General features: G+C 49.3%; 12 protein-coding genes. 9 read left to right on the forward strand and 3 right to left on the reverse strand.

The annotated features are described in order from the left end of the window. Positions 1-80 precede the first annotated feature (80 nt). The gene (locus TH61_RS14770; protein ID WP_066510977.1) at positions 81-950 is read right to left on the reverse strand and encodes a DUF2911 domain-containing protein; all 870 of its coding nucleotides are present in this window, start codon (positions 948-950) and stop codon (positions 81-83) included. Positions 951-1,393: 443 nt separating this feature from the next. Here TH61_RS14770 and hisG point away from each other — a divergent pair, with 443 nt between their 5' ends. From hisG to hisIE, 8 genes are all read left to right on the forward strand, one after another. After that, a complete protein-coding gene (hisG, locus tag TH61_RS14775; protein ID WP_066510980.1) occupies positions 1,394-2,245 on the forward strand; it encodes an ATP phosphoribosyltransferase in 852 nt (283 codons plus the stop codon). Between the two features lies 1 nt (position 2,246). Then, positions 2,247-3,527: a histidinol dehydrogenase gene (gene hisD, locus TH61_RS14780; RefSeq protein WP_066510990.1), complete on the forward strand. Its 1,281-nt coding sequence runs from the start codon at positions 2,247-2,249 to the stop codon at positions 3,525-3,527. 45 nt (positions 3,528-3,572) lie between these two features. Further along, a complete protein-coding gene (gene hisC, locus TH61_RS14785) occupies positions 3,573-4,634 on the forward strand; it encodes a histidinol-phosphate transaminase (RefSeq protein WP_066510992.1) in 1,062 nt (353 codons plus the stop codon). A 136-nt stretch (positions 4,635-4,770) separates the two neighbouring features. Then, positions 4,771-5,865 (forward strand): bifunctional histidinol-phosphatase/imidazoleglycerol-phosphate dehydratase HisB, encoded by a 1,095-nt coding sequence (gene hisB, locus TH61_RS14790; RefSeq protein ID WP_066512925.1) that lies wholly within the window; start codon positions 4,771-4,773, stop codon positions 5,863-5,865. Then, the gene (gene hisH, locus TH61_RS14795; protein ID WP_066510994.1) at positions 5,866-6,447 is read left to right on the forward strand and encodes an imidazole glycerol phosphate synthase subunit HisH; all 582 of its coding nucleotides are present in this window, start codon (positions 5,866-5,868) and stop codon (positions 6,445-6,447) included. It begins immediately after the preceding gene. A 3-nt stretch (positions 6,448-6,450) separates the two neighbouring features. Beyond that, positions 6,451-7,170: a 1-(5-phosphoribosyl)-5-[(5-phosphoribosylamino)methylideneamino]imidazole-4-carboxamide isomerase gene (gene hisA, locus TH61_RS14800; protein WP_066510996.1), complete on the forward strand. Its 720-nt coding sequence runs from the start codon at positions 6,451-6,453 to the stop codon at positions 7,168-7,170. An 88-nt stretch (positions 7,171-7,258) separates the two neighbouring features. Then, positions 7,259-8,011 (forward strand): imidazole glycerol phosphate synthase subunit HisF, encoded by a 753-nt coding sequence (gene hisF / locus TH61_RS14805; protein ID WP_066511001.1) that lies wholly within the window; start codon positions 7,259-7,261, stop codon positions 8,009-8,011. A 112-nt stretch (positions 8,012-8,123) separates the two neighbouring features. Continuing rightward, positions 8,124-8,774 (forward strand): bifunctional phosphoribosyl-AMP cyclohydrolase/phosphoribosyl-ATP diphosphatase HisIE, encoded by a 651-nt coding sequence (gene hisIE, locus TH61_RS14810; protein WP_066511002.1) that lies wholly within the window; start codon positions 8,124-8,126, stop codon positions 8,772-8,774. A 70-nt stretch (positions 8,775-8,844) separates the two neighbouring features. Here the strand turns inward: hisIE and TH61_RS14815 are convergent, their stop codons facing one another. Together TH61_RS14815 and TH61_RS14820 are read right to left on the reverse strand one after the other, a co-directional pair. Further along, entirely contained in the window at positions 8,845-9,417 is a 573-nt protein-coding gene (locus TH61_RS14815) for a TetR/AcrR family transcriptional regulator (RefSeq protein WP_066511003.1), read from the reverse strand. Positions 9,418-9,535: 118 nt separating this feature from the next. Beyond that, positions 9,536-10,246, reverse strand: a complete 711-nt coding sequence (locus TH61_RS14820) for a LytTR family DNA-binding domain-containing protein (protein WP_082780394.1) — start codon at positions 10,244-10,246, stop codon at positions 9,536-9,538. A 267-nt stretch (positions 10,247-10,513) separates the two neighbouring features. Here TH61_RS14820 and TH61_RS14825 point away from each other — a divergent pair, with 267 nt between their 5' ends. After that, on the forward strand, positions 10,514-11,260 hold the full coding sequence (locus TH61_RS14825) for a peptidase-C39 like family protein (RefSeq protein WP_066511009.1): 747 nt from the start codon (positions 10,514-10,516) through the stop codon (positions 11,258-11,260). Position 11,261 lies beyond the last annotated feature (1 nt).

Genomic DNA, 11,261 nt, shown 5'->3' on the forward strand with positions numbered 1-11,261 from the left:
TTAAAAAAAGCCTTCTCATTTCTGAGAAGGCTTTTCGTTTTTGGCCTGTTTTCAAGAAAATAGCCTGAAACTGGTTTTCATTAATTGGCTTGAAACCGCTTTTCTTTCCATAGCACGGCGGCGTCCTCTATCTCCTGGGCATAAGTCTTGTAGGTCTTTTCATCATTCTTGCCCAACCGCTGGGCTTTCTTGTTGAGCTCTAGTGCCTCGTCAAACTCGCTTTTTTGGGCCAGCAACCGGGCCTTAAGCCAAGTGTTGTAAAAATTCTCTTCTATGCCTATGGACTTGTTTATCCATTCCAAAGCCAGTTCATGCTCCGTGTTCTGTTGCAATAAGTAATTGACCGCTTGCGCAAAAACCGACCAATCGTCTGGTTTAGTAGTAGCTAGAGAGTCTTTGATTGATTTTAATGTTTGCGCATGGACCTCCACCCGAATAGGAATGGCCAGCTGTTTTTTCTCCCAATTCAACACTAGCCGGCCACTGGTTGGCTGCACATCATTGAACGAGTACTTAAGCGTTTCATGGAAATCACTTTCCTGGGGACTAAACGGCAACCTGATCAAATCCTTGCTTTGGTCATAGCCGTCGGTGCCCCAGAGTCCTAGTTGCTTGTTCAATACCAGGTACCAGTTGCTGGAGTCGGCTGGAAAAATAAAGAAGGAATAAGTGCCGGCCGGGATGTTCTCTTGCAAAATGCGCACATCTGTGGAGAAGGCTATTTTAGTGGCCTCATTGGCGCCCGCCCGCCAAATCTTGCCGTAAGGCACCAGCTTGCCCCATACTTCGCGCTTCTTCACGCCAGGGGCGCTGTAGTTGATAGTGACTTCTGTAATGCCAATGGTATGGGTCAGTTTTACCTTAGGGCTGGCTTGGGGCAGTTTTAGCTTGGTTTGGGCCGCAAGGGTAAAGGAGAAAAAGAGTAAAAAGGCTGTGAGAAATAACTTCATATCTATACAGGGTACAAGGCAGTCAATACGTACTAGTCCAAACAAAACGCTAGGCTGGCCAGTTTAGGTCAAGAAAACTTAGAAAAAATGGTGCCACACCTAGGGTTATAAAAACACCTTCTTCAAAATGACCTTGAACAAGCAGGTATGGTGTTTTGGGAGCAGAAAGTTTAAAAAAATATTTGACTTTTCAATTTCCTGTTTACCTTTGAGCCAGCAATATGAACCGCACTACCCAAAATATCTTCCTTTCTTCTGCCGCACCTGCGGTACAGGGAGTGCATTGCCATCATTTCCATCATTCCTCTTAGGAGGAATCATAACATCATATCGCCCAATCTGGGGCTGGGCCCCGTGTATATCCAGTACTTGTCAAACAACAAGTCCAGCTGGCTGTTTACTTCATTGTTTCGTACCTACTCTTTTCGTTATACCTAATTTTCATGATCCGGTTAGCCATCCAAAAATCCGGTCGCTTGTCAGACGACTCCCTCAAGTTGATTCGTGAGTGCGGCATTTCCTTCATCAGTACCACCTCCAAACTTAAAACCGAAGCCACCAATTTCCCCCTTGAAATTCTATACCTGCGCGATGATGACATACCGGGCTATGTAGCGGACGGCGTGGCCGACATTGGCATTGTGGGCCAGAATGTATTGGTGGAAGAAGGCTTGCAGCAATTGACTGTAAAGGCCTTGGGCTTTAGTAAATGCCGCCTATCTCTGGCCGTGTCTAAAGGCGATGTGTATGACGATGTCACTACATTGGCTGGTAAAAGCATTGCCACGTCCTACCCCAACTTACTAAAGGAGTTTTTAACGTCTAAAGGCGTGGAGGCTGACATTCATACCATTTCTGGATCGGTGGAGATTGCCCCCAGCATCGGCCTGGCAGATGCGGTTTGTGACATTGTCTCCTCTGGCTCAACCCTCATTAGCAATGGTCTGCGCGAGGTAGAAACAGTCTTCAAGTCTGAGGCGGTCTTGATTGCCAACCAGAACTTAAATGAGCAGAAAAGCCGCCTGTTGCAGCAACTGTTATTTAGGATGGAAGCAGTTCAGAAGGCTCAGAAATCTAAATACGTAGTCTTGAACGCTCCCAACTCAGCCATTACCCAAATCAAGACCTTGCTGCCCGGCATTAAATCGCCTACCATCATTCCCCTAGCGGAGGAAGGCTGGAGTTCTCTGCACTCGGTGGTAAATGAGGACGATTTCTGGGACATCATTCAGAAACTGAAAGAGGCCGGCGCCGAGGGCATTCTGGTGGTTCCCATTGAAAAGATGATTGGCTAAGATGAAGACGTATCTATATCCAGCCCTAACAGAATGGGCAAGATTGATGCAACGGCCGGTCCAGCGATTGGATCAATTGCGGACCGGCGTGCAGGAAACCTTTGACTTAGTTAAGGAAAAAGGAGACGCAGCCTTGATAGAACTGGCTGCCAAGTTTGACAAATCTGACTTGCAATCTGTTTGGGTCTCAGAAGAAGAAATTACCGAAGCGCTGCCCCAGGTTACTCAGGAATTGAAAGACGCTATTGAAGTGGCGTATGCCAATATCAGCAAGTTCCATGAATCCCAACACGAGCCAGTACAACAGATAGAAACCATGCCGGGCGTGACCTGCTGGCGTAAGTCGGTGGGCATTCAAAAAGTTGGTTTATACATTCCAGGTGGCACGGCGCCTTTGTTCTCTACCTTGTTGATGTTGGGAATCCCGGCGCAGCTTGCCGGTTGTAAAGAAATCATTTTGGCTACGCCGCCCAGCGCAGATGGCTCCATCAACGCAACTATTCTGTACACGGCCCACCGTTTAGGCATCAAGCGCATTCTAAAAGCAGGAGGGGCCCAGGCCATTGCGGCTCTGGCCTTCGGGACGGAGACGGTGCCAGCCGTGGACAAGATCTTCGGACCGGGTAACCAATACGTGACGGCCGCCAAGCAAATGGTAACCCAGCTAGGCGTAGCCATTGACATGCCCGCTGGCCCTTCAGAGGTGTTGGTGATAGCAGATGACTCCGCTGACGCAGACTTCGTGGCCGCTGACCTTTTATCTCAGGCAGAACACGGCCCAGACTCTCAAGTCGTTTTTGTCACGAATTCTGAAAAACAGCTCAAAAACGTGCAAGAAGCCATGCAAAGACAAGTAGCGGTATTACCCCGGCAGACCGTAGCCCAGCAGGCACTGGACAACAGCATAGGAGTGGTGCTTTCTTCACTAGAGGAGGCTTTAGACTTCTCTAATCTTTATGCTCCTGAGCACTTGATTCTGTCCGTAGACAAACCAGAAAAAATGGCCGCGCAGGTGACGCAAGCTGGATCGGTGTTTATGGGACACTTTAGCCCGGAGAGCGTAGGAGATTATGCTTCAGGGACTAATCACACATTGCCCACCAACGGATATGCCCGAAACTATAGCGGTGTTTCTCTGGATAGCTTCGTGAAGAAAATCACGTTCCAGCAACTGACCAAAGAAGGATTACAGCGCATTGGCCCCGCCGTAGAAACCATGGCCGACGCCGAAGGCCTGCACGCGCACAAAAACGCGGTCACCATTCGCTTAGCGAAGATTTAAAAAATTTGCAGGGAATAGCATATTACTCAATTAGCACATTAACCAATGTTTTCAATAGAGAAGATTATCCGTCCGCACTTATTGGGGCTCAAGCCGTACTCTTCGGCAAGGGACGAGTTTGAGGGCGAGGCCAGCGTCTACCTGGACGCAAACGAGAATAACCTGGGCAGCCTGGCCGGTGGCGTAGACTACAACCGCTACCCAGACCCCTACCAAAAAGCCATCAAAGAGAAACTGGCCAAATTGAAAGGTGTAAGGCCAGAGCAGATTTTCATTGGCAACGGCTCTGACGAGGCTATTGATTTACTGGTGCGCCTGGTATGCGAGCCCGGTCAGGACGAGGTCCTACTGCTTCCGCCAACGTACGGCATGTATGAGGTAAGCGCCAACATCCACAACATAGGAATCCAGCGCGTGGCTTTGGATGAGCGTTTTCAGCCTGATTTCCAGAAAATAGGCCAAAAACAGACGGAGCGCACCAAAATCCTTTTCCTCTGCTCGCCTAATAATCCCACCGGGAATATTCTGGACCCGGCCACCGTAGAGCAGCTTATTACCTCTTTCAACGGGTTGGTAGTAGTGGATGAGGCCTATATTGATTTCACCGAGCAGCCCAGCTGGAGCACCCGCTTAGACGAGTTTCCCAATCTGGTGGTGTTGCAGACACTTTCCAAAGCCTGGGGCATGGCCGGGTTGCGCCTGGGCATGGCCTTTGCCTCGCCGGACATCATCAGCTTCCTCAACAAAATCAAGCCGCCGTACAACGTCAATGTAGTGACACAGGAGTTGGTCAGCGATGCCTTGGACAAAACCGCCCAGTTAAATGACATGCTGCAAGTGATTGTTGGGGAGCGCGCCCGGGTGATGGAGGCCTTTGACGCCATGGACCTCATTGAAAAGGTGTATCCCTCAGACGCCAACTTCGTGCTAGTGCAGGTTCCTAATGCGAATCAATTATATGCCTTTCTGTTGGAGCGGGGTGTGGTGGTCAGGAACCGTTCTACCCAGCCCGGCTGTACCAATTGCCTCCGAATTACCATTGGCACGCCTGCAGAAAACGACCACTTGTTGGAGTCCTTACACGCTTACAAGGCGCATACAGTCTAACCCATAGCGTTTTTGGCCTCATATTCAGAAATCAGGCCAAAAACGGATTTTCTACATTCTAAGCTGGCCTTGGCCATCGTTGTATAAGTATTCACATGCGCCAAGGTTCTCCTTGGAGCTTGCTACCACCAACCACATGAAAAAAGTCTTATTCATTGACCGCGACGGGACCATTTTACTGGAGCCGCCCACCGATTACCAGGTAGACTCCTTCGAGAAATTCTCCTTTTACCCTAAAGTCATCCGTAACCTTTACAAGATTTTCACCGAGCTGGACTATGAGTTCGTGATGGTGACCAACCAAGACGGACTCGGCACTGATTCCTACCCGGAAGACATCTTTTGGCCGTACCAGGACAAAATGCTAGAGATTCTGGAAGGCGAGGGCATTTCGTTCGCGCACATCCACATTGACCGTAGCTTTGAGCACGAAAACAGCCCCAACCGCAAACCACGGCTGGGCATGATGCAGCAATACCTTTCGGGGGAGTATGACTTGGCCAATTCTTATGTGATTGGCGACCGCCTCACCGATGTACAGATGGCGCAAAACCTGGGGGCCAAGAGTATTTTACTGCAAACAGACCAAAACGAGGACGCCACCTTCACCAGCACCGACTGGGACGATATTTACAATTTCCTACGCCTGCCGGCCCGCAAAGCCACCATCCAGCGCAACACCAATGAGACGCAAATCACCGTTGAGATCAACCTGGACGGCGAAGGCAAATCTGAGATGCAAACCGGCTTGGGGTTCTTTGATCACATGCTGGACCAACTGGCCCGCCACTCGGGTGTAGACATGCGCATTCAGGTGAAAGGTGATTTGCACATTGACGAACATCACACCATTGAAGACACCGCCCTTGCACTGGGAGAGGCGTTCGCCCAAGCCATTGGGGACAAGCGCGGCATCAACCGCTATGGCTTCCTGCTACCCATGGATGATGCCTTGGTGCACGCCGCCATTGACTTCTCCGGAAGACCCTGGTTGGTGTGGGACGCCAAATTCAGCCGCGAGAAGATTGGCGATATGCCCACCGAGATGTTTATGCACTTCTTCAAGTCGTTCTCAGACACGTCCAAGTCCAACCTAAACATCAAAGCCGAGGGCGAGAACGAGCACCACAAGATAGAAGCCATCTACAAGGCTGTGGCCAAAGCCATGAAAATGGCCCTGGTGCGCGACGTGAACAAAATGGAAATCCCCAGCACCAAAGGCATTCTATAAATGAAAACGGTCATTGTTGATTATAAAGCTGGCAACGTGCAGAGCGTGTTATTCGCGCTGGAGCGGCTGGGCGTGAACGCCACCGTTTCCTGTGAGGCAGAGGAAATTCAAAGTGCGGACAAGGTGATTTTCCCGGGCGTGGGCGAGGCATCCTCGGCTATGCGCGCGCTTAAAGCCCATAACCTGGACAAGCTTCTGCCTACCTTGACCCAGCCGTTTCTGGGTGTTTGCCTGGGCATGCAGTTGCTTTGCCAGCACTCAGAAGAAGGTGACACAGAAATGCTGGGCATCATTCCGGTTCCCGTGAAGCGCTTTGAGATTGACTTGAAAGTGCCGCACATGGGCTGGAACAACCTGCATCATTTACAATGCGAATTATTCGCTGGCATACAGGAAGATGAGTATGCGTACTTCGTGCACAGCTTTTATGCGCCTGTTACTGAATTCACCATCGCTCAGAGCTCGTATCCAGAACCGTTTAGTGCCGCCTTGCAGTACAAAAACTTCTACGCAGTCCAGTTCCACACCGAGAAAAGCGGAGCCCCGGGCGCGCAGATTCTCCAGAACTTTTTAAACCTCTAAGCCATGGAAATCATCCCGGCCATTGACTTGATTGGCGGCCAGTGCGTCCGCCTCACCGAAGGCGACTTTGCCCAACAGACCACCTACCACTCCGACCCTGTAGAAGTAGCCAAACAATTTGAAGGCCTTGGCTTAAAGAGGCTGCACTTGGTGGACTTGGACGGTGCCCGCGCCAAGCAACCGGTCAATCTGCCCATTCTGGCGCGCATTGCCCGTGAAACCAAACTACACATTGACTACGGCGGAGGGCTGCAAAGCTTGGAGGCGGTGCAACAAGCTTTTGACGCTGGGGCCAAACAGATCACTGCCGGCAGCATTGCCGTGCGCGAGCCTAAGACGGTGCAGAAATGGCTGAAGGAATTTGGGGCAGACCGCATCATTGTGGGCGCCGACTTTAAAGACAACCGCATCGCGATCAATGCCTGGGCTGAGCAGAGTGATTTGACCTTGGAGGCGTTTTTGGCCTCTTTTTCAGAAAAGGGCGCAAAAACGTTCATCTGCACAGATGTAAGTAAGGATGGCAAACTGCAAGGTTCGTCTATAGACATCTACCAAAAGTTGATTGCGCAGTTCCCGACGTTGCAGTTCATTGCCAGCGGCGGGGTGACTACCATTGAGGAAGTCCGGGAGCTGCGGGCGGCGGGATTGCATGGCGCTATCATTGGCAAGGCCATCTATGAAGGGACCATCACCCTGGAGGATTTAGCCAAAGAAGTGGTTTAGGTAATTAATAATTAAAGACCTCAAGGTGCGGCTGAATAGGATACTCTAGTCTTGTGTCTTATAACTTGTATCTTGAACCTGAAAAAATATGTTAACCAAACGAATTATTCCCTGCCTGGACATTAAAAACGGCCGCACCGTGAAAGGTGTGCGCTTTGAGGACATCAGGGATGCGGGTGACCCGGTGGAATTGGCCGCGCTGTACGCCAAGCAGGGCGCCGATGAATTGGTGTTTCTGGACATCACGGCCACCAATGAGAAACGGAAAACCCTTAGAGAACTAGTGAGGGAAGTAGCCCGGCACATAGACATCCCGTTTACCGTGGGCGGCGGCATCAGTGCCGTAGAAGACGTGGAGCTGCTCTTGCAAAACGGCGCTGATAAAGTTTCCGTGAATTCCTCAGCTCTGCACCGGCCTGAGCTCATCACCGAATTGGCCAACCGGTTTGGCAGCCAGTGCGTGACGGTGGCTATTGACACCAAAAACACGCCCGAAGGCTGGAAGGTCTTCAGTAAGGCAGGCACCGTTGATACGGGTTTGCTTGCGGTAGACTGGGCCAGAGAAGTGGTGGAGCGCGGCGCCGGCGAAATCCTGCTCACCTCCATGAGCAACGACGGCACCAAAGGCGGCTTTGCGCTGAACATTACCGGAGAGATTTCCAGGAACGTGCTGGTGCCGGTGATTGCCTCTGGCGGCGCAGGAAACATGCAGCATTTTTTGGACGTCTTTGAAGCCGGGGCAGACGCGGCGTTGGCCGCCAGTATCTTCCACTTCCAGGAAGTTCCGCTGCCTGAGTTGAAGCAGTTTTTAAAGCAGCATCATCTTGACATCCGGCTCTAAATGGCATTATCACTGCTTGCTGGCTGTAAATCAATCATATCGTTTTTGGCCTAATTTGGATAAAACAGGCCAAAAACGCAATTTCATATCCATTCAGAATTAGGCGAATTACATGACCATAGATTTCAAAAAAGGCGAAGGGCTGGTACCGGCCATCATTCAGAATGCCACTTCGGGGAAAGTGTTGATGCTGGGCTATATGAACCAGGAAGCCTTTGAGCAGACACAGCAGACCGGGCTAGTCACGTTTTTTTCCCGTTCTAAAAACCGGCTGTGGACCAAAGGCGAAACCTCTGGCAATACGCTTAAGGTCGTTAAAATGGAACTGGATTGTGACCAGGACACGCTTTTGGTCTTGGTGAACCCCACCGGACCGGCCTGCCACCGCAACACAGAAACCTGCTTTGACAAAGAGGGAGACGCTTCTTCCTACCATTTGCAAAGCTTCCAGAACGGATCACCTACGCACCAGGCCTTGCAGTTCATTGCGCAACTGGAGCAGACTATCAAAGAGCGCAGGCAAACTCCCCTAGAAGGCTCTTACACCAATTTCCTGTTTGACCGAGGCCTCAACAAAATAGCCCAGAAAGTAGGAGAAGAAGCCGTGGAAGTAGTAATTGATGCCGTGGCCGGCCAAACCGAGACCATGAAAGGCGAGGCCGCCGATTTGATTTTCCACTTGTTGGTGCTCTTAGAAGCTTCCAATTTATCTCTAGCCGAAGTAGTAGAAGTCTTAGAAAGCAGACACAAACCCCGCGAATAACAGCTTACTCGTTGAATACTTCCATATAATAATAGCCCCTAGAGATCAGAAACCATCCGACTTTTAGGGGCTAATTCGTTTTTAAATGGTTCTTCAATTGCACCACGTATCTGATTAAAACATCCTGCAAAGGATAGTTGGGCTGAATTAGAAACTGTTGTGCTATCCCATCCAAAGTGGCTACCAATAAGTTGGCCTCGGCGGAAGGAGAGGTGGAGCCCGCTTCGGCTAGATGATGCGTAAGTGCCTGCAACACCTTTTGATTTTCTGCATGCAGCTCCTGCTCCATGCTTTTTACCACCTCAGACTGTAGCCTCAGGCTGTAGAACAACTTACAAAAGTTCTTATGCTGGTCCAGGGCTTTAAACGTGGTTTTAATATGATGCTCCAAATAGGGAAGGCCCGTCAATTTCTCTTGAGAATCAAACGCCTTCACATACTCCCTTCGGCCCCTAAGAATAATTTCCCTGAGTACCTCGTCTTTACCATTGAAATAATTGTACAGCAAACCAAGGGAGATTCCTGTCTTCTCGGCAATCTGCCTGATGGAAGTACAATCATAGCCTTGTTCTGAAAATAATTCTGTAGCCGATTCTAATATATTCTGAAGGCTTATCTCTTTCTGTAATACGCGTTTACTCACACTGATTGAACGTTTGTTCACCTAAAGGAAAATGGTTATGCTGTAACGCAAAACTCCCGTTTTTGGCCTGTTTCCTGGAAAAGAAGCCAAAAACGGGAGTTAAGTTAATTTGCTTGCTTTATAGCTTATTGATGCGGCCGTAGAATTTGCTTTGGTAAGAACCGCCAATAGGAATGTACTTGTCCTGCATGAATACTGAATCGTCCTCAATCAATTCAATGCGCTTTAGGTTGATGATGAACGACCTATGGATGCGCATGAACTGGTCTGCCGGCAGTTTCTGGTCAATGGCACTCATGGTGGTGTACACAATGTGCTTCTTAGTGTCCGTGTTGATGACCACATAGTCCCCACGCGCTTCAATAAAGGCAATGCTCTGCAGGTTCACCTTGATGATCTTGTTGTCTACCTTCACAAACAACTCATCTGGCTGCACGGCGGCAATGGCATTGGAAGACTCCAACTTCTTGACAGTGTTAATGACCGCCTGGGTGAAGCGCGTAAAATCAACCGGCTTGAGCAGATAGTCAGAGACTTGCAGCTCAAAGGCCTGAATGGCGAAGTCTTTATGTGAGGTAATTAAAATGGTGTGCGGCTTTTTGGGCAACGTGCGTAACAGCTCCAAGCCAGACATTTCTGGCATCTCCACGTCCAGAAAAAGGATGTCTACGTCGTCATTGGTGAGGAGCCAGGCCAGGCCTTCTTTGCTGGAGTTAAAACTCTTAATCAGTTCCAGGGACGGGGTAGCCTGAATGTGACGTTCCAGAATTAAACGACTGAGGTCGTCATCATCAATAACTATGGCCCGGTAAGTAGTTTCTTTTTTCAAGATGTCAGGCGTTGGTGAATCAGAGAATGCCTATGGGCATTTGGTCTCAAGCACTTTTAAATACCACCAAGAGAGCAAATGGTTTTTATCTGGTTAAACAAATTGGACAAAGCTCCCTTGTCTCTCAAATATAAGGCAAAGAAAGCCAGCCTGTAAGTATCTCTGGCTTTAATTCTACGCGTTTATACGAAAAACTTCCCTCAGATAGTTTACAACCCAGTTATTTAAACTCGTATAAGAGGCACTAAGAACCACTAATCATATTCTGTGCTACCTGTATCTCTTTTAAACAAGCTTCAAATCTTAACCCAGCCTGATGACTCTACTTGCGGACCTACCAGCCTGCATGCGGTCTATCAGTATTTTAAAGATGACGTTTCGCTGGAACAGGTAATCTCTGAAGTCTCTTTCTTGGAAGAAGGCGGTACGTTGGCCGTTTTATTGGGATCTCATGCCTTGCGCCGCGGGTACAAAGTGCACATCTATTCTTATAACCTGCACGTGTTTGACCCTACCTGGTTTAAGATGCCCAATGAAAAAATCATCCAGAACCTGCAGGAACAACTCTTATATAAGAAAGACGCCAAATTGCAGATGGCCACCCATGCCTACATAGAGTTTTTAGGCTTGGGCGGCGAATTAAGGTACAAGGACCTCACACATGACCTGCTGGACCAATACTTCTCCAAGGGAATACCCATGTTGTCTGGCCTAAGTGCCACCTACCTGTACAACTGCGCCAGAGAAAGAACCAATGAACGTGATGAGTCCATCTTTGATGATGTACGCGGCGAACCCATGGGACATTTTGTGGTGCTGGCCGGTTTTGTAGATGACCAAGACAAAGAGCACGTGATAGTGGCAGACCCGTACCAGGAGAATCCGCTGTTCAGGAACAACTATTACAACGTACCCATCTCCAGGTTAATCAACGCCATTATGCTAGGCATTGTAACCTATGATGCAAACCTACTGGTAATACAACCCAAAGATTCTAATTCCCCTTTAGCTTAAC

The organism is Rufibacter sp. DG15C, from assembly GCF_001577755.1.
Classification (GTDB): Bacteria; Bacteroidota; Bacteroidia; order Cytophagales; family Hymenobacteraceae; genus Nibribacter.

Bases quoted from the DNA above. Each gene is read 5' to 3' on its own strand.
- TH61_RS14770 (WP_066510977.1), bottom strand. From the start codon at position 950: ATGAAGTTATTTCTCACAGCCTTTTTACTCTTTTTCTCCTTTACCCTT.
- hisG (WP_066510980.1), top strand. From the start codon at position 1,394: ATGATCCGGTTAGCCATCCAAAAATCCGGTCGCTTGTCAGACGACTCC.
- hisD (WP_066510990.1), top strand. From the start codon at position 2,247: ATGAAGACGTATCTATATCCAGCCCTAACAGAATGGGCAAGATTGATG.
- hisC (WP_066510992.1), top strand. From the start codon at position 3,573: ATGTTTTCAATAGAGAAGATTATCCGTCCGCACTTATTGGGGCTCAAG.
- hisB (WP_066512925.1), top strand. From the start codon at position 4,771: ATGAAAAAAGTCTTATTCATTGACCGCGACGGGACCATTTTACTGGAG.
- hisH (WP_066510994.1), top strand. From the start codon at position 5,866: ATGAAAACGGTCATTGTTGATTATAAAGCTGGCAACGTGCAGAGCGTG.
- hisA (WP_066510996.1), top strand. From the start codon at position 6,451: ATGGAAATCATCCCGGCCATTGACTTGATTGGCGGCCAGTGCGTCCGC.
- hisF (WP_066511001.1), top strand. From the start codon at position 7,259: ATGTTAACCAAACGAATTATTCCCTGCCTGGACATTAAAAACGGCCGC.
- hisIE (WP_066511002.1), top strand. From the start codon at position 8,124: ATGACCATAGATTTCAAAAAAGGCGAAGGGCTGGTACCGGCCATCATT.